Here is a 20681-nt window from a genome sequence, read left to right on the forward strand (position 1 = left end):
ACAATTTAGCATACAGTAAAAATTAAAGTCAACGTTTTTCTGTACGTTTTTCCGTAAAAACGGTATAATACTATAAAAGCAATATGATTGGAGAATGAAGTTCTATGAAGATAATCGAAGTAAAACTTAAAAAAGTTTTGAAGGATAAAAATTTAACACAAGAACAGTTATCAGAAATGACAGGGATAAGAAGAGCTACTATTAGCGAAATCAGCACCAATAGTAAAACTGCTATGAATAGAATTCATTTAGCTCGCATTGCAGAAGTCTTGGAGATCGATGATATTAGAGAACTTGTTGACTTTAAAAATGAATAAATTGCTACATATATCATAAATTTCATAATTATGCTATCCTATTTGTATACAATTTTGTATTTCAGGAGGCGTAATTATGAAATTTAAAGTATTACCTGTATGTTTATTATTCATAAAGAGGGAGACTTTTTATGAGTGATAAAAATTTAAAATTAACATTGACTGGTATGCTTTTTGTGTTGAGTATATGTTTAATATTTATCCCCTTTTTAATTGACGGTTTACTAGATGACTTTGTAGGAGTATCTATGCTGATAGTAGGACTCTTATTTAGTGGAGTATCGATTGGTTTATTTTTTAGGTTTAATCAAAACAAGCCTCATTTAGTAAAGAAATTAGAAGATGAGATAAAATTTAAGTATCAATTAGATGATATCTTTGTTTCAAATGATTTAAGTGGAGTTGTTGGTTTTTCAAAAGAACGGAATACTCTGTACTTAATGACTAGAGCAGATTTATCTACAGGGATAGAAATTTTAAATAATCGATACATGATTGATGCCTTCCCGTTAGATAGCGTTACAAAAATAAACATAATTGAAAATGATAATGTCATTATTAACTCTTCTAATAAAGACTCGATAGGTAAATCTGTTCGTGGTGGATTTGGTAATGGCGGAATTGATAACAAAAAAGTCATATACAAAGTTAGAATCCAAGCCATTACAAAAGATATCATAAGACCATCATCAGAAGTCTTTTTATACAACAGTAATATTGGGCTTAAACGCAATTCTAGTGAACAATTGGAATTATATAAAACGGCAAATGAACTACTTGATAAAATGAAAAAACTTTTAAAAAGACAAATGAGTTTTTAAATCATTAATTCAAGTCTTCACCACCCTACCCACCTAACAGTGGGTTTAATTTTAAGTTTTATATTAATAAATACATAATATATAATAAAGGAGAATAATAAAATGTCAAATAAAATTACTACAGTAGATGCGTCATTCTTTACTCAAAGAGCTAAAAACGCCAATCGTAAAGAGGTATATCATTTCGACGAAGAAAAAGGACATAGTATTACTTACTTCCCTAAGTTTAGCAAATCTAAAAAAGACAGTCTTATTGTAGAATTAATGGGAACTATTCAATACTGTAAAACTAATAATATCGATTATCTTAAAGATGATGCAGATATGGAACAGTATACTGGTTATCTTATCATCAAGTACTTCACTTCTCTATTCGACACCCTATCTAAATGGTCAGTTGAAGATAATATTGCATATTTAAAAGGTTTATATGATAGTGGTGATTTTGAATTATTCTTTGATGAAATATTTAGTTTTGAAGAAGTGACTAAAGTATTTGATCAACTTAAAAAGACCAATGAAATTGCCAATATGTATAAAAAAGAATTGGATAAACAAAAAGAAATTATTGAATCAAATGTTAATAGCGATGTACTCAAGGAAAAAGCAATAAATCAATTACCTAATTAATAGGTGATGATTATACAACTAACCTGTTTAACTGCGCTTTATTATTTACAAAAATACATAACTATATTATTGTTACTCTGTTTTGTATATGTTAATATTTAACTCTCCCCCCCCCCTCACATTATATAGATAAATAATACTGGAGATTGTCGAAGGAAAAGTTAAACATTCTTGAAAATAAGCTAAGATATGCTATAATTTTCCTAACTAAACTCTATCAAACTCTCATATATAATAGAGATATCGCTATTATATATTGGGAGGTGATAGAGGATGAATAAAAAGGAGGATGAAGATATGCCAGCAGTCGAAGATAAATATGAAGCAAAAGACAAAGATGCTAAAAAATATGAATTTGACAATGATTGTATTAAGGAAATTGTAGCAAGTAAAGAAACTATAATTGTTAAGAATGGGGTTATGAAAATTAATCCTTCTCATCCTGACTATGATTTTTGGATGGAGGACTAATTGATCTATGAAAGCAAGAGAAATATACAGACTGAACCATAGTTATGAAGAAGGACATGGTGGGAAAGTTCGCCCTGTCCTTATTTTCATTTTAACTACCACGCCTAATGAATTTCTTGCATTGAAAATTACTTCTACTCCAAGACCTCAAAATAGAGTGGAAATCACACATTGGCAAGAGGCTAACTTAGATCATATATCTTATGTTCAATGTGATAGATTGTCACCTATGATGTTAGATGGAGAAGCAGAGTTAATAGGTATACTTGAACAAAGTGATTATGACAAAGTGGTTTTAAAGGTTAATGAATTTTATCCGAGATTGCAAAAAGAGTATGAGAAAAGTTTAAAACGACCATAGCATTTACAACTAAGAAAACTTATATACATAACTCTACCCTTCTATATTCTATGGAAGGGTTTATTGTTCGCCAAAATAACTAAATACATAAAAATAGAAAGAAGAAGTTGAGTGATTATTTCGCTTACCTTCTTCTTTCTATTTTGCAAATTTACAAAGGAGGACGAAAATGGCTACAAATAATCCCATTACATTATTGATGTCACTTGACGTAAACAGCAGTACTTCCCAACAAAATGTTAATCAATATGTAAGTTCTTTAAAAAAATATTATGACAAAAATCCATTACTCATAACAATGGGCATCAATAAAGGTAATTTAGAAAAAGAATTAAATGATATCTCTAAAATCATTAGTAAAAAACAAAATGAGTTAAATGTAAATATTGATCCAAATAATGCCGTTAAAGGTATGAAAGAGCTAGAGAACCAGATAGACAAAGTAGTGTCTAAGTTGAATGAATTAAATGCTAAAATGAGAGCGTCTAGTTCAAGTGGAATTAGTTCTAATGTAGGCAATGTAGCAACAACTTCACTTAGTAACTCCATTTCGCAGTTACAAGCAATAAACTCTAGCACTAAACAATCTGCATCGCATTTTACTAATTTACAACATGCAATAAATAATACTGGAACAAGTTTGAATACAGTTAGTAGGAATGCTTCGGAGGCAAGTCGATCAACCTCAGCTTTAGGAGATGCGTTTCGGACAGCTTTCACGAAATTTCCGATTTGGATATTGGCTGCTCAGGCATTTTATACCCCTATTCGAGGTATTCAGGATTTAACTTCAAGAGTAATAGAATTAGATTCTGCTTTAATTAGTTTACAAAGGGTTGACTTATACTAGCCCCATATAACGGTGACGTTATATAGCAAATGCCGAATATGCTGGAAACTCCTTACAGTCTTTAATAGTAGTTTATATTGGAAACTATATAAGCATCTGAAAATTTAAAGGATTGGACAATCAGCAGAGACAGACCTAAGTGTACTATACATATGGTAAGCTCTCAACGACTACCAAGGCAGTTCTTATCAAAAAAAATAAAATCACATTCCACTGTTTAATAAGATAAATAAATACATAAATAAAATGAAATTAAGTTGTTTAAAATTATTTAATATGTTAATATTTAACTATAGGGATAGATAAGGAAGTCATGAGCCATATTGACAAGTAAAGCATCCTAACTTTACTTCCCTATTTATTATAATTAGGAAAAATAAAATTACTGTAGGAGGTAATTATAAATGCGAGAGATTAAAGTGAATAAATACATAAATATTCAAACTGGCGAAGAATTAGATGTATATAGAGTAAGTGAGTTAAAAGATAATGCAATGTTGAAAGTTAAACCTGAGTTGTTCAATGAATGGGATTTTGAAAAGAATATTAAGTTAGGTTTAAATATATACAACATGACTAAGGGTATGAGTAAAAAAGCTTGGTGGATTTGTCCGAAATGTAAAAGTGATTATGACTCTGCTATTAACGAAAGAACTATGAGAAATGCAAAGTGTTCGTATTGTGCAGGTCAAAGAGTTAATTCCTCAAATTCATTGGAGTCACTAAGACCTGATATAGCAAAACAATGGCATCATACTAAGAATGGAGATTTAACTCCAGATAAAGTACCATGTGGAACAGGCAAGAAGGTTTGGTGGTATTGCGAAGAATGTAAAGGTAGCTATCCACAACGTATAGACTCAAAAATTAGAGGTTCTGGATGTTCTATTTGTACTGGAAAATATGTCACTGAAGTTAATTGTCTTGCGAATACAAACCAAGAAGTGTGTTCATTACTATTAAATAAAGAAAATGGATATAAGTATACTCAATACAGTGATAAAAGATTAGATTGGAAATGTCCTGATTGTGATAATATAATAAGAAATAAGCAGATTAAAACTGTATCTATAGATGGGCTATCATGTGGTGAATGTAGTGATGGAGTTAGTTTCCCTGAAAAAGTAGTAAGTAATATGTTGAGATTATTAAATGTTAATTATGATAATGATATATCCACTGAATTTAGTGACAAAAAGAGGTATGATTTTGTATTTAATCATAATAATGAATCATTTATAATAGAGGTTCACGGATCACAACATTACTATGATGGGTTTAAAGCATTTTCTTCTAGAAGTTCAAATTTCGAAAGAGAAAATGATAAAATAAAAGAAGCATTAGCTATGTCTAATGGAATTGACAATTACATAGTCATAGATGCTAGAAAAAGTGAAATTGGCTTTATAAAAGAAAGTATTATTAAATCTAAACTATCTGAAGTATTCAATTTAAAAGAATTAGAATGGGATTATATAAATGAAAAATCGTGCAAGTCTAATAAGGTAGAATTATTAAATATGTATTTAAATGGTCGCAGAGATTTCAAGATTATGGCTAAAGATTTAAATGTTGACTATGCTACAGTTATGGTTTGGATTAAATACTGGTCTAAAACAGGGAAAATTGAATACAGTCCTTTAGATACAAGAAAGAAAGTAGTACAGTTAACAATGAACTTAGAATTTGTGAAAGAATGGGATTCTGTAGCAGATGTCAGAAAGTATTTTAAAAATGTAAATAAAGTATTAAAAAATGAAAGAAGCAACGATAAAGGAAGTAGATTTATTTATAAGGATGATTATGACTTATATCTACAAGACAATAATTCGTATGAATTTTATGAAAATAAAGATATAACTAAGAAAATAGTACAATTAACCAAGGACGGCAACTTCATAAGAGAATGGGATTCTATGATAGAAGCATCTAGATCACTTGGTAAAGCAAATCAATCAGGAATTGCGGGAGTATGTAAAGGACATAAAAATACTTCAGCAGGATATAGATGGATGTATTTAAATGAATATCACAAATTGACATGAGTAGGGTTCTCCCCTACTCTTTTCTTATTATCTTATTAAACAGTGGAATGTGATTAAGATAAGAATATTGTATAGTCTAGACCGTTCCTGACATATAGGAAGTTAAAGTACTAGGAAACTAGCGGTATAATCGATCTGATGCCCCATTATATCAATTTAATCAAACGATTGAAAAATCATTGGTTAATGTACGTGAATTATCAGGATTAACTACTGAGTATTTAGAGATTTTAAATGAATTTGCACGTATGGACAACACACTTACAGAAGCAACTGCCTTAACAAATACAGCTCAAATATTTACTAATATTTCAGATTTAAATGCACAAGAATCTGTAAATACGTTAACGGCGGCAACTTTAGCATTTAATATAGCTAAGGAAGATTCTATTCGTATTGCAGATACATTAAATGAGGTTGACAATAATTATTCAGTAACGACTAAAGACCTAGCGCTATCTATGAATAAAGCCGCTCAATCGTCAAAAACATATGGTGTAAGTCTTGAACAGTTAGTAGGATATACTACCGCCGTATCCGCTGCAACTAGGGAAACAGGAAACGTCACTGGTAATAGTTTAAAAACTATCTTTTCACGTATGGCAACATTACCAAAAGCACAAGATGCAATGGCAGCTGTAGGAGTATCAGTAAGAAACTCTAGTGGTGAAATGCGCAAAATAGGTGACGTTATCAATGATTTAGGAAGCAAATGGAAGTCATTGAGTGCCGAACAACAACAAAATTTATTAATCAATGTAGCAGGTACATATCAACAGAACAGATTGGCTGCTCTGATGAATAACTTCAAAATGGCGACAGATAGTACTACAACAGCAATAGAATCACAAGGTTCAGCTATGCGTGAGCAGGAAAAGTATAATCAGTCATTGGAAGGACGATTGAATCGTCTTGACACTGCGTGGACTAGCTTCAGTAAATCCGCAGGAGATACTGTGATTTACGACGGAATCGTGGTGGCAACCTCGGCATTAGAAAAAATGACTGACTCTGGTAACGGAGTAGTTTCAACTATAGGATTACTACCGCCTGTCATTACAGTTGCAACAGTTGCCGTTTATGCTTTTAGTGGTAGTTTCAGAGCATTAACACTAAGAACATACGAACAAGCCTCTGCAACTGTTGCAGCTACAGGCGCAACAGGTGTATTCTCTGGAGCATTGGTTGGACTTAGAACTGTTGCAGGTTTAGCCACAGTTGCTCTAAAAGGTTTAGCTATAGCTACAGGTATAGGTGTAGCTTTTTCAGTTGTTGGTGTAGTAATTGAGAAATTGACGAATGTAATATCAGATAATATTCAAAAACAAGAGGAATTCGATACATACTTAAAAAATAATGCATCTGCTCTAACCGATAATCGTGAAGCTGTAGAAAATTTAATCACTAAATATGGAGAATTATCATCAGCTAAAGAAAATGGTAATGCGTGGGATTCAACTAAAGAAGAAGAATATCTAAAGGTGCAACAACGACTAGGCGAGCTTTACCCTGCCCTTATTTCATATACAGATGCATCAGGTCAAGCTCATCTTAAGACTTCCGAAGAAATTAAAAAAGAAGTTGATGCTACAAACGAGTTAATTGAAGCTCAAAACAAAGTAACATTAGCAAAAGCTGTAGAAGAATTTGATAAGTTCAATGAAAAAGTTGATGGTGCTTGGTATGATTCATTCTCTAATTATATCTACGGTAGTTTAGAGTCACAAATCAAGAATCAGAAGCAGATTATTGAGGCTATGCAAAAAAATGGCGTAGACACTTCTGAACAAGAATATGAATTATTAAAATTAGAACAGCAAGTAGTTGATACCTCTGATCAAATTAAAGGCAAAATGTTAGAAGTTGCCAATGCTGTAGACGAAGTTAAAATTGAACCTTCTGTTGCTAAAGATATGGAAAATTTCCTACGAGGGTTAGATGTTTCTAATTTAGATAGTGCTCAATTAAAAGACTTCTCTACTAATTTTGGTAAATTACAAACTCAATTACAAGAAGCAATTAATAATGGAGATAAAAAGCTATATAAAGAAACTGTTGATAGCATCAACGAATTAGCTAAGTCTACTAATAATGCCGATTTTAAAGAGTTCAAAACAGATTTCGTTGAGTTGGTTAATTCTATTTCTGATGGTAAAAATGCAATTGTTGATGCTGAAGTAGAAATTGATGGATTAGGTAATGAGGCTGAAGGTTCAAAAGAGCAGTTAAGTGAACTAGCTTCAAAAATGCAAGACTTCAAAGATGTAACTGAACAAATGGCGGGTGTATCGCAATCAGGAGTCGATGCATTAAACGACCTAATATTCCAATACGATACATTATCTAATCAGGTAGCAGGTTATACTCAACAGCAATTACAAGATATCTACGTTAAAGAAAACTTATCTGCTGAAGAACAACGTGTAAAAGATGTATTAGATAAACGTGTAGCTGTAATGAAAGAATTGTCAGGCGTCTACCCTGACCTACTAGGTAAAGATGACAAAGCTATAGCCTTATCAGATGAGAAACGCAAAGCTATTGAAGAAGAAAGTAAAGCTAATGAAGTTTTACTAAAAGGTTATAAGCTTGCTCGTGATGGCAAATTAAGTGCCGAAGAACAAGCTACGTTAGCGTCTGCTACTGCAACTAGAGCACGTATTGAAAATATAAAAAAAGAAATACAAGCATTAAGTATACTTCAAACTAAGCTTCAAGAAGCTTATGATGATGCAATGGATAGCATGAAAGACGAAGATCCAAACAGTTATACATACGGTATGAAAGCAGCTCGTGCAAGTACTCTATTAGGTCAAGCTCAATCACAAATAAGCAACTATACTTCAGAATTAGATGATCTACAAGGTTCATTGAACACTAATATTGGCACGATTGATAGCTTTAATACTGCAATTGAAAACTCCTCTAAATCCACTAACAGTAACACTAAAGCTACAAAAGAAAACAATGCTGAAAAAGAGAAGTCTATTTGGATTACTGATAAGTATAAGCAAAAATTAGAAGAGCTTACTTTAGCAATTGAAAAACAACAAAAAATACAATCTAAACACTCTGATTACTCTAAAGAATATAAGAAGTCACTAGAAGCTCAAATTAAGCTAGAAAAAGAAAAATTAGCCTTACAACAAAAACAAGCTAAAGCAGTACAAGCTCAGATTGCATCAGGTAAAATTCAGCAGGTTGGAAGTGTTTCTGCTAATTCAAACGGTAATATCAAGGGTTATACTGGTAAAATTACTTCTGGTTATGGTGAACGTAAAGACAACCATCGTGGTATCGATATTGCGATGGATACAGGTACTCGTGTAGATGCCCCTGTCAGTGGTAAAGTTATCAAAGCAGGTTCTGCTACATCAGACACAAATGGTAAAAAGATGGACTGGACTTATGGTAACTTAGTAGTCATTGAAGATAAAGATGGTATTAGACATTTACTAGCCCACTTAGATAGCACTCTAGTAAAAGTCGGAGATCAAGTAGAAGCAGGTACACAAATTGGTAATTCTGGTAATTCAGGTAATACTTCAGGTGCTCACCTACACTACGAGCAAAATAACTCAAAGGGTCAAACAATCAACCCTACTGCTACGCTAAATGCTATTCGTTCTGGTGGTTCTTCTGCCTCATCAGCATCAAGTCAACAAGCTATAGTTTGGAACTATTTCAAAAATAAAGGATTAAATGATAATGCTATTGCAGGGCTAATGGGTAATATTCAACAGGAATCAAGCTTTAATTCAAGCCTTGTTAATAAATCTACAGGAGCATCTGGTATTTTCCAATGGCTAGGCGGAAGAAAAAACGGATTACAAGACTATGCTAAATCTATAGGTAAATCTTGGACAGACTTACAGGTTCAATTAGATTACGCATGGAAAGAGTTAAATGGTAGCGAGAAAAAGGCATTAGCTTCTTTACAAAGAAGTGATTTATCATCTTCTCAACATGCATCTGAGTTTGAAAGATTGTACGAACGCTCTGGTGGTTCACAAATTGCTAAACGACAAGACTATGCTAACCAATATTACAACCAATACGCAGGAACTAATGGTGGTGCAGGTGTCGGTATTGATACGTCTCAACAAGCTATTGACCAAGCTAAATCTGATTTAAACGGTTTGGAAAGTGACGTTCTTAATACTAAAGATACAATTGATAATTTGAATGAACTATTAGTTAAATCTAATCTCTCTTACTATGACCATCTTATTGAGGGTATAGATCGTTCTATTCAGAAGTCTAATATCCTCGCCTCACAACAATCCGAGTACTCAAAAGCATATCGAGATGAACTAGAAAAAGAAACTAAACATCTAAAGTATAAGCAAGATTTATTACATAACGAAGCAAATTTCATTCGCAATCAACTTAAACGTAAAGACCTCTCCCCTGCTCTAAAAGATGAGTTAACTAATCAGTTAAGTGAATTATCTCTATCTTGGTGGGACGTAGCTGAAAGTATAAAGGAAGTAGACAATAAGATTCAAAATAGTAAAGTTGAATCAATCATAGTTAAATATGAAGAACTACGTCAAATACAAGATAAAGCAATTAACAATGAAAAAGCTAATATTGAAGAATTGGACACCTCTTCTGCTAGATATGTAAAAACTCTCGCAAATATAAATAATGCAATGAGAGAAAAGCAAAATTCCAATCGCTATGAATTAACTCAGTTAACTGCTTTAGTAAATGGAAATAAGCTATCTGGTGAAGCTTTAGAATCTACTAGAAACCGTATAGAGGAATTGACTATTGGAATTAAAGAATTGCAAATCGCTATTCAAAATGGCGATTACGATATTTTAATTAATATCAAGACTCAATCTGATGAAAAAGTCGGTTTAATGGATTCTGCAATTAATCAAGCTGAAGCAATTCGTAAAATGTTTGACGAAGGTTCTGCTGACTACGTTAAATATACGAAGATTATACTTGAAGAATATGAAAAAATGGCTAAACAACATTTAGCTACTAGAGATGCCTTAGTAGAAGAATTAAAGCAACGTGATATTACTGCTGAACGTATCAAAGAAGTAAAAAAACTAATAACAGATGAACAACTTGCATATCTGAACGCTACCCTATCGATTAAAGATTACACTAAGCAAGTTGAGGAAGCTAATAAATCTCAGCTTGAAAGTATTGCAGACAAAGCTATCAATGCCTATAAAGAATATATCCAAGAGCGTAGAGATGAACATATAAAGACTCTTGATGATGAAATTAAGCGTGAAAATGAAAAACATGAGCAAATCATAAAAAATCTTAATGATGAGATGGATTTATTCAGAAAGAATGTAGATGAGAAGCTAAAACTTATAGATCGTCAAGAATCACAGCGAAGCTATGACATGGAAATTTCAGATTTAGAAAAAGAGCGTAATGATATTCAAAGTCAATTTGATGACCTAGCCTTAGATAAGTCGCATGAAGGTAAGGCGAAACGCAAGAAGTTGAAAGAACAATTAGATGAAATTGACAAGCAAATTGAAGAAAAACGTCATAATCGTGAAATTGAATTACGTAAAGAATCTTTAAACGATGCCTTAGAAGCCAAAGAAGAAGAAGTGAATGAAAAAATTGAGCTTCAAGATAAAGAGCATGAGAATGTAATCAATAAGATTAATCGTGAAAAGGAATATTGGGAGAAGCATTATAAAGATTTGCTTAACGATGAGCGAAAATTCGCCGAAATGAGAGAGGCTATTTTATCTGGTCATTTTGAAAAAGTAGATGCTGAATTCAAAAAGTTTGCAGATGAAATGAGAGCTACAATGCCTGAACTTGCTGATACGCTTGATGACACAATGCAAGCTGTAGGTATGACGATTCGTCAAAATGTAATTGATAATTTAGAAGAAGCACTAAAATTATTTAAAGAATTCAAGGATAGTCAAATATCCACAGATGATGGTTCATTTAATTTCAATCCTAATATTGATAATGGCAACGGAACTCAAACATCTAACGGTAGTCTAACTCAAGGCGATTTACAAGTATTGCTTGGTAAATTCTTATATGACAATGTCTCAGCACAAACATCTGGAAAAGATAAAGATGCGGTTCGTCAAATGGCTGAACAATTAGCTGAACAAGGTAGAAAAAATGGCAGTACTCAATTCACTAAAGATGACGTTAATTTTAATGATTCGATTAAAGGACTTACTCAAGCAGATATTGATTCTTTATATGAATATTTTGATAGTAATAAAGGTATTTTAGGTGGAAAATATGATGGATTCATTGAACAATTCATTAACAGTATTTCTGGTAATAAACATGAAGCTACAAATGATGGAAGCTTATCGAAAGCAGATATGCAAGTTATGTTAGGTAAATTTATTTATGAAAAGATTGTACCTGACAAATCATTAAGTGCTAATACAAAAACAGCATTAAAAGCTAAAGCTGACGGTATTGCATCACAAGGTAGAAGAAGTGGCTCTGAGATTAAAGATAGTGTAACATTCGACTCCATCAAGAGTACATATAGTTCTGCACAAGTTAATCAATTGAAGTCGTTCTTCGACTCTAATTTAGGAATGATCGATAATGCTACAACTAGAGATTTAATGCAGAAAAAGATAGCTTCACTTGATACGGGTGGATTTATGAATTGGACTGGAACAGGTATTGACGGTAAAGGCGGGAAAGCCATTATTGCTCATCCTCATGAAATTATGCTGGACAAGGTTGATACGAAAGGATTCTTCAATTCGATAAATGTAATGGACAAAATTATGTCTAGTCTATCCCCTATCCTATCTAAGTTTACTCCACCACAAAAAACAACCTCAGTTGTTAGTGGAGATACGTATGGCGATATTAAAATAAACTTCAATATTGACAAAATGAATGGCGACAAAAACGATTTAAATAAATTTAATAAAATGATTGATGATGATCTATTACGTAGGAAAGGAATGAGAAAGTAATGTTGGAGTCTATTCATTTTATGTATGATAACATTTCATCGAAAGAGATGGGTGTTAAAATTGCTTGGTCTAAAGGTGGATTGTACGAAGAAAACTTTCTCCCTACACGTAAAATAATTGAAAAAAAAGTAGCTAATAATGAGAAGCCTTACTTTCAGAGAGTGGAACACGAACCACTCTCTTTTAGTTTGTCTTTTTATCTAGAAAGTTGGGTTGAAGATAAGGATATAAGGAAAATTGCACGTTGGTTATTTCAGCCGTATTACAAACCTTTAGTCTTTGAAAGTAATCCTAACAGAGTATTCAATGCGCTAGTTGAAGGTGATTCTAAATTGCTGCATAACGGTTTAAAACAAGGTCATGTTGAATTTAACATTAGATGTGATTCACCTTACACCTATTCACATGAACACGTATTTAATAATTTAGAATTTAGAGATTCTAATACAGGTTATCAGATTATTGATGACATTAATACTTTTGAACAAGGAAGCCTTATCAATACAAAAGTCACATCTAATGGATTAACTATTGATAAAGTAGACAACTCTTGGGGTGCGTTATATCCCAACATAAAGAGATGGGGTGAATTATAAATATGGAAACTACGGATCAACTTGAATTAAATATTACAACTGAATCATCTTTTAGTGAGGATGATATAAAACAGACAATTGTGAGTTATGGAGACAACTTCAAAAAAATAGAACAATATATGAAGAATTCAATCAGTGATATTGAGGATTTGAATGATAACAAACTTTATAAAATTGGACATATACTTTGGAACAAAACTCCTGTAATTAACTCATTTGTTGGATGGGTTGTAACTAGAGAAGGTATTCAAGCTAAAAAATGGCTACCTAATAAAAATTACAGTATTGGTAATCTGATCAAGCCGTCTGTTGATAACGGTGGATTATATGAATGTGTTGTAGATGGCAAAAGTTCCACCACTCCTCCTACTTTTCTAAATACTTTAAATCAAGAATTTTATGAAGTGACAGGTTCAGTATGGCGGAACGAATTTAACTATGAAGTAGGAAGTTTAGTATTCCCTACAAATGGTAGTAAAACACATTATTACATATGCGAAACAGCAGGTTACTCCTCCCCTACTGAACCCGAATGGTCATCTGTTCAAAACGACACTGCATTTATAGATGGTTCAGTTGTATGGCGAAAGGCTAAAAATATTATTTGGAAAAAGGTCGGAACTAATTGTGAATTTAGACCATTTGGAAAAATAGAATAGGAGTTGTTGGGATGAAATGGGGTTCTTTAATAAAATCAACAGGTTCTTATACATCTAAGAACTACGAAATCTCCAACGTTTCGTCTAAGTATTTAACTACTATACTTTCAAATATTATAAACATACATAATCAAAAGGTAGATTTCTTCTTTTCTATTTCTTATGACTATGTTAATTGGACTGACTGGAAGCTTATAAATTTTAATGGTACTAACTTATTGGATGGTTATGAATTAGATGGTTTAATTTTCAGATACAAGATTGTCATGGATTCAGAGAAAGATAATGAAAAGCCTTATATCCAATCTTTCTCTATCTCTTTTGACCCTTGTGAGTCTTTTGAAAACTTAGGTGACTTCGATATAAAGCCAAAACTATGGATTAGAAAAAAGAATGGTAACGGTGCTATTGAAATTACAAATATAATAACAAATCAAAAAATTGTTGTTGAAAATCTTATAGACAATGAAGAAGTTTTTATTGATTGCGAAAAAGAAGATATCGTATCTAATAGACAAAATTTAGGTGTATATCGATACGATGATCACAATGACGAGTACCTTGAAATAGTGAAAGGTGAAAACTTCTTAAAAGGCAAAGGTGATTTTGATATGGATATTAGACATCGATATGTCTTTTTACAAGAGTGAGGTGATGAATGATTGAAATTAGGTGAAATAGATTATAATTTAAAGCCAGATGATGCTAGAATTTTTCTTTGTAGACCTGACAAAAAAACAATAGCTAGAATTAGTGAAGCTTATGACATCAATTACAGTACTAAGCTTTCAGTGTTAAATGAAATATCATTTAAAATTCCAACAGTATTAATTGAAGACGGAGTTCCTGTTGATAATAAAAATATTGATAAGATAAAAAATCGATACCTTTTTAAATTAAAGTACGGTAATGTCACAGAGTATTTCTTAATTAACGAATCTAATAAATCGTATAGCGAAGATGAGCATATTGAGTTCACTTCCCTGTCGCTTGGTGTTCAGTTAAGTGATAAAAATATAAGACAATTTGAAGTCGTCAGTAAAACTTTATCTCAAGTAACAACTGAAATTCTGTCATCAGTTAATACAAAATGGAAATTAGGCTATGTAGATACTTACTTCGAAGAAATTTACAGAAGCTATGAAGTTGCCTCTAATAATGTTTTAGAAATAATATATGATTTGGCTAATGTTTGGAATGCCTTAATTGTATGGGATTCAGTTAAGTATGAAATAAACTTCTACAAACCTGAGAATATTGGGAAAGATAAAGGATTTTACTTACGAGACGGAAAATACTTAGAGTCATTTAATTTAGCTACAAATACCATTGACACCATAACACGCTTAAAAGTTTATGGACAAGATGGTTTATCAATACATAGATTAAATCCTACAGGTCAATCTTACCTTGAAGACTATAGATATTACCTCTACCCTTTTAAGCGTGAAAATGGAGTTGTAGTTAGTCATTCAAAATACTTGAGTGACAGTTTATGTATTGCATTAGAAGACTTTAAAGAACTAGTAGAATCATTATCAGAAAGATTTACTAACTTGACTGAGATAATCACTACTCAAAAATCAATTATTCAAACAGAAGAACAAAGACTAAGTAGTTTAAATACACAAAGGATAATAATTGAAGATGAATTAGATTTATCTAATGCTAACTTTCAATCCTCCTCCCCTAACCATTTAGACATCATTCAACGCTTAGAGGCAAAAAGAGACGAAATATCAAATCAAAAAGCATTCATTAGAGAATTAAAATACCAATTATCAAATTATGAAGATGAATTAGACGATTTAAGAACAAAGTTGGCAAGAGAAAATAACTTTACAGTTGAGCAATTAGAAGAGCTATCAGACTTTGAAATCGAAAAAGAATATACCAACGATTCTATCGTATACGATGAGGATTTAATTGAGGATGGCAAAGAGGTATTTAGGCAGTATCTTGAACCAAAAATTAAGCTAGATGTAAATTTGATTGATTTTCTATCTATAGTAGAATGTCAAAATGATTGGGATAAGTTAAGTTTAGGAGATATTGTAAGAGTTAGATATGATAGACTACAGGTTGATGTAAAAGCAAAAATTACTGAGATTACTCGTGACTTTGAAAACGGAAGTATTTCAGTCGTTATAGAAAATGAATTTGATGAAGGTAATAATTGGTTAGAGCAATTAAATAAAGCAGGTAATACTTCTACGATAGTTCAGATGGACAAATGGAAATGGAATTTATCAGAGGAAAATAACGGCGCTATCAACAACATCGTCAATAATAAATGGGATGCGTTAAAGAATGCAGTAATGGCAGGTTACAATCAGAAGATAGAAATAAGTGAACGTGGGATAATTGTAAGAAACTTAGAAGATCCATTAAGCTGGCTTGTCATTCAAAACGGCTTTTTAGCCATAACCAATGATGATGGGCAGTCTTGGAAACATGCGATATCAAAAGACGGTATATTTGGCGAGCGCATTTTCGGAAAAATAATTTCTGGAGTTAATTTAATTATTGAAGATGAATCTGGTATATGGATGACTCAAGGTTCAAGAACAACAATCTATAATCGTTATGGTGACGAGGTTATGCGTTTAGGATTAGTTTCGGATAATGAAAAAGATAATGACGGAAACTTAATTCCACAGGAAAACGAGTGCTTTGGACTTGTCTCATGTAATAATATTACTAAAGTAACTTTAACAACGTGCGAAGGATTTTCAGTGAGCAAAAGAGATGGTGATGATTGGAAAAAAGTGTTGTGGGCTAATACAGACGGTACACTGTATTCTCGAAACATGGTAGCTGAAAACATAAAAATCGTAAATAATTTAGATGAAGTAATCTTGGATGCAGAGAATGATTATTTTAATATTGGATTATTTGACAAGATTGTGGCAGATGGAAAATTAACAACACTTGAGAAATTAGAGATCATTAAAGAACTATATAAAATCCATTCTGACTATAAGTTACTTCTTCAACAGGCACAAAAATACATAATAAGTGAAAGAGATAATATTACCGATGTGGATTCAGAGTTTGATACAAAAACACAAACATTCGATACTGTTTACTCTACAACTGATAAATACTCAACAAGTGCTTTAAAAAATTCCTATCTAGAGTTAATGGATTACATTTCAAACTACATAAAAGTCATTAGTAACGGCTATTTAGAATCAGATAGCCTAAATATTGATATGACTGATCCACTTACTGAATCCACGAGTGCAATTGAGAATCGTGGTATTTTTGTGCAGAAATTTAAAGATTACTACGATGAAGCTACTCGTCTTCGTCAAGCAATTGAAGATTCCCTATTCTATTCTGGACTTCAAATGGGTTCATACCATAATAACCTCATTATGAATGATTTTGGATTTATTGCTGTGCGTAGTGATGGTAAATATCGTGCATATCTTAATGCTACCAATGGTCTAGCTCTGCAAAAATGGGAAAATGGAAAATGGACAAGTAAGTTATTTGCAACTTTAGGTGATTCTAAATGGGAAGATGGTACGCTTTATGCTGAAGGACTTGTAACAAAAAACCTTCGAATTGTTGACGGTGATTTGGGCGATGCAATTACTCTTGATTGGAAAGATGGCATTACTATATACGGTGATCCTGATGGAGATGGAGTTAAAGAGTCAGTAATTAGATTAAACGCTTCTTCGGGAATTTCTATTCATGTAAAAGACGATAAAAAATTCTATATAGGTATTGATGGTAGATTGTATGCTAAAGACATTACTACTCATAATTTAAAGATTGTTGATGGTAAATTAGGTGAAAAAATAGTCTTTGACCACGAGAAAGGCATCACCATCAATGGTAATAATGGTGAACAAATTAGATTAAATGCTAATGAAGGTATTGCTATTGATGTTAAAAAAGAACCTAGATTTTGGATAAATAAAGACGGTCACTTATATGCACGAAAACTATTTATCATGAATGGTGAGTTAGATGAATCTGTTCTAGAATCATTAGACAAAGATGATAGCTTTATCTCTGATTTAACCGTTACGAGATTAAGAACATATGACAAGGATGATCCTTACAATTACGTTCATATAAAGCAAAAATATTTGAGATTTATAACAAGATTTGATTTAAACAATCCATCCTCCGAAACAGCGAAATATGAAATGTACTTTGAAGGTTCTGGAGTAGAAGCTTATCCTGTCGCAATTTGGGGTACAGGTTCAGGAGCTAATACTGACTATAATAAAGCTAAACAATATAAGACTCCTAATGGATTCTTTACTGAGTATGTTGATGAATATGGTGAAAAACACTCCATGAACTTAACAACAGATAGGGAAAAATCAATTGAACTTACATCCCCTAGAACTGTCTCTATTAAAGGTGGTGGTGGGAGTATTACAATGAACAATTCTAAACTAGAATTAACCTTTGGAACTAACACTATATCCATGACTGCAAATGGTATAAAAATAAACGGTAATCGTATTGATCTTAACTAAAGGAGGATATCTATGACTTCAATCGCACTAAATGGTGCTTCTATAAATCAATCAATCGCCACCTCCCATATAAGTACTGAAAGATATATCCAAACAGGTACAGAATGTACATCATGGGATGACGATGGGTACTGTACTAATCGTGAGCCTGTTTATAATTGGGTTGGAGGTTATAGTACTAATGCCACAATTAACGGAACAATAAAAGCTAAACAATCCAACGTCTTTATTCAAGGGAAAAACCCTGCCTTACTTGGTGATAACACAATTGAATCTGATTCTTATAACTTATCATCAAACGAACGTTATGCAAGTGGACAACATAGCAGTGCCACAGGAAAAATATCTAGCGGAAATAGTAAAAATGTTTATATTGGAGGAGTCCTGATTGCAACTAATGACTCTACAATTCAAACACATGCAAGCACTAATACAACTATAAAAGATGGTTTCAGTTCAAATGTACATATTGGCGGATAGAAAGAAGGTGATAAATTGCCACTACCTTTAAAAGATTATTTAGAATTTAATAGCCCTATTCATATTTCATGGAGAAGTGGGCTACCAAATGACCCATTTATCGATAGGTTAGATATTGCTCGTGTAGTGAATCAACGTATCTTTTTATTAGAAATTCCTGACAAAATGTTTAGAGTAAGAATTACAGATATGTTTGAAATTAACTATGAAAAGTTCATGAAAAATGATATAGAGAAAAATGAATTTTATGTAGACTACACAAATGGATTTGTTTATTTCCATACTTCAAAAGAAGCCGAAACATTGTCTATAGTGTACAAAGGTAGAGGTTTAATTCTCTACCCTTCTACACGAATTGTTCATTTTGACGGTACAGACTCGACCGAGACTCTACATGAGATCATTGAAAAAAGTAAATTGCAAGTACAAGAATTGATTGATAGAACAGATAATTATGAGGAGTATTTGAAAAAACTTGTAATTGCTATCAATAATTCAAATCACGCTACAGATCAAGCATTAATTGCTACTCAAAAAGCTGATGATGCTACAAAGTTAGTTAATGATGCTTATGAAACAACGGTCTTAATTTATCAACCTTTCGTAAATACATATGATGAAATTGCTCAGAAGTTCCCCTATCCTGAAGTTGGATGGACTACACAAGTGTATGACACAGGTATTCGCTATAGATGGAATGGAAAAGCATGGATACCCATTGATGCGCTTGGAGGGAATGTTCCTCTTGCAAGTGAAGTTATCAATGGCTTGATGAGTAAAGAGCAATTTACCAAAGTAAAAAATATAACTAAATTTGTTAATGAGAAAACAATTGTATTCATCATTCCAAAAGATATTTTAGAAGGAGTTCAAGATCCAGAAGTTGAGTTTGAATGGGACGGGGAAATAATCGATGTTAAATCGTTGGTTTCTATTAAAGGACAACAACCTACTCCAGTTCAAATACAGAAATCTTCAAATTTTAAAGATTGGACTGATATTACTGTCAATCCATTAACAATTGACGCAGATAATCACCGAAACAATAAAGAATTCACTTTAATTGATACAAAAGTAAAAGAAGGCGATGTATTTAGACTATACATCCCTTCTTTTAATGTAGATGCTCAAAGTTTATCCGTTAATGTGAAAATTGCATTGAACGACTCCCTCAATTGAATTTAATAAAAGAGGGATTTTATTTAAAATAATACATAAGAAAGAAGGAATTTTTAATGAGTGAAAGACCTATAGTTTCTTGGTATGAAGGCACAAATACTACATCAACAGAAGTAAAGACTACAGTTAACTATGGTACAGTAGATGCACTTTCAGACTCCCCTCAGAAAACATACTTTATTTGGAATAATCGAGGTGGCACAAAAGATTGTTCCAAGATGGAAGATGTTAAATTTACTACTCGTGACCGTAATGGTGGCGATGGCAGTACTGGTACTATTGTAGAAGCAGTCCGTGATAATTGGTTTAGAGTTAGAGTTGATAGCTTAAATGAGCAAGCATTTACTCCTGTCGGTAAAGGTGGAGTTGGAACAGAAAACCCATCTGGAACAAAGTCTTTAGGAACAAATGGAACTACTAGAAATATACATGTAAGCACAGCTTCATCGTGGATTAAAGATATCCCGTTAGCTATAGACGCCTATATTAAACCTTCTGTTGACAATGGTTTTATTTATAGAGCTATTAATGCAGGTACTACAGGTGCAACTGAACCGAGTTGGCTAACAGAAGAAGGAAAGTCCGTGTTTGATAATGGAATTGAATTTGTAGCTATTAAAATTGATAAAAAACCAAACGCAAAAGAAATTTTAGGTTTAGCAAATAATACTTTGGCAGATGGAAGTAACGCTAACTTAGCAGGAGGAAACTTTGTACAAGTTAGCGTATTTGCTAAAGTCCCTATTGATGCTTCCGCGGGTAAGAACACTTTATTAAAACGCGTAAATTTTTCGTACGTTTAATTAAC

At 32.3% G+C, this 20681-nt stretch carries 15 protein-coding genes; all 15 read left to right on the plus strand.

Annotated features, from left to right (window positions below; genetic code table 11):
- The first annotated feature begins 104 nt into the window (after positions 1-104).
- The 15 genes from ABNX05_RS11585 (at position 105) to ABNX05_RS11655 (ending at position 20676) form a co-directional block, all read left to right on the plus strand.
- Positions 105-317: a helix-turn-helix domain-containing protein gene (locus ABNX05_RS11585; RefSeq protein WP_349659891.1), complete on the plus strand. Its 213-nt coding sequence runs from the start codon at positions 105-107 to the stop codon at positions 315-317.
- 131 nt (positions 318-448) lie between these two features.
- Complete coding sequence (locus tag ABNX05_RS11590; protein ID WP_349659892.1) at positions 449-1138, plus strand: hypothetical protein; 690 nt, start codon at positions 449-451, stop codon at positions 1136-1138.
- A 102-nt stretch (positions 1139-1240) separates the two neighbouring features.
- The gene (locus ABNX05_RS11595) at positions 1241-1768 is read left to right on the plus strand and encodes a hypothetical protein (RefSeq protein WP_349659893.1); all 528 of its coding nucleotides are present in this window, start codon (positions 1241-1243) and stop codon (positions 1766-1768) included.
- Positions 1769-2041: 273 nt separating this feature from the next.
- Positions 2042-2239 carry a hypothetical protein gene (locus ABNX05_RS11600; protein WP_349659894.1) on the plus strand — a complete coding sequence of 66 codons (198 nt, stop codon included), beginning with the start codon at positions 2042-2044 and terminating at the stop codon, positions 2237-2239.
- A 7-nt stretch (positions 2240-2246) separates the two neighbouring features.
- Entirely contained in the window at positions 2247-2600 is a 354-nt protein-coding gene (locus ABNX05_RS11605; RefSeq protein WP_349659895.1) for a hypothetical protein, read from the plus strand.
- A 169-nt stretch (positions 2601-2769) separates the two neighbouring features.
- On the plus strand, positions 2770-3450 hold the full coding sequence (locus ABNX05_RS11610) for a hypothetical protein (protein ID WP_349659896.1): 681 nt from the start codon (positions 2770-2772) through the stop codon (positions 3448-3450).
- Between the two features lie 404 nt (positions 3451-3854).
- Positions 3855-5495: a zinc-ribbon domain-containing protein gene (locus ABNX05_RS11615; RefSeq protein ID WP_349659897.1), complete on the plus strand. Its 1641-nt coding sequence runs from the start codon at positions 3855-3857 to the stop codon at positions 5493-5495.
- A gap of 179 nt (positions 5496-5674) precedes the next feature.
- Complete coding sequence (locus ABNX05_RS11620; protein WP_349659898.1) at positions 5675-12454, plus strand: phage tail tape measure protein; 6780 nt, start codon at positions 5675-5677, stop codon at positions 12452-12454.
- A gap of 20 nt (positions 12455-12474) precedes the next feature.
- Entirely contained in the window at positions 12475-13050 is a 576-nt protein-coding gene (locus tag ABNX05_RS11625) for a distal tail protein Dit (RefSeq protein WP_349659899.1), read from the plus strand.
- Positions 13051-13052: 2 nt separating this feature from the next.
- On the plus strand, positions 13053-13709 hold the full coding sequence (locus ABNX05_RS11630) for a hypothetical protein (RefSeq protein WP_349659900.1): 657 nt from the start codon (positions 13053-13055) through the stop codon (positions 13707-13709).
- An 11-nt stretch (positions 13710-13720) separates the two neighbouring features.
- A complete protein-coding gene (locus ABNX05_RS11635) occupies positions 13721-14359 on the plus strand; it encodes a phage distal tail protein (RefSeq protein WP_349659901.1) in 639 nt (212 codons plus the stop codon).
- A gap of 12 nt (positions 14360-14371) precedes the next feature.
- The gene (locus ABNX05_RS11640; protein ID WP_349659902.1) at positions 14372-18214 is read left to right on the plus strand and encodes a phage tail spike protein; all 3843 of its coding nucleotides are present in this window, start codon (positions 14372-14374) and stop codon (positions 18212-18214) included.
- A 12-nt stretch (positions 18215-18226) separates the two neighbouring features.
- Positions 18227-18694 carry a hypothetical protein gene (locus ABNX05_RS11645; RefSeq protein ID WP_349659903.1) on the plus strand — a complete coding sequence of 156 codons (468 nt, stop codon included), beginning with the start codon at positions 18227-18229 and terminating at the stop codon, positions 18692-18694.
- Positions 18695-18709: 15 nt separating this feature from the next.
- Positions 18710-19873 carry a hypothetical protein gene (locus ABNX05_RS11650; RefSeq protein ID WP_349659904.1) on the plus strand — a complete coding sequence of 388 codons (1164 nt, stop codon included), beginning with the start codon at positions 18710-18712 and terminating at the stop codon, positions 19871-19873.
- Between the two features lie 56 nt (positions 19874-19929).
- Positions 19930-20676 carry a hypothetical protein gene (locus ABNX05_RS11655; RefSeq protein ID WP_349659905.1) on the plus strand — a complete coding sequence of 249 codons (747 nt, stop codon included), beginning with the start codon at positions 19930-19932 and terminating at the stop codon, positions 20674-20676.
- Positions 20677-20681: the final 5 nt, after the last annotated feature.

This window comes from Lysinibacillus zambalensis, from assembly GCF_040183165.1.
GTDB classification, from domain to species: domain Bacteria; phylum Bacillota; class Bacilli; order Bacillales_A; family Planococcaceae; genus Lysinibacillus; species Lysinibacillus zambalensis.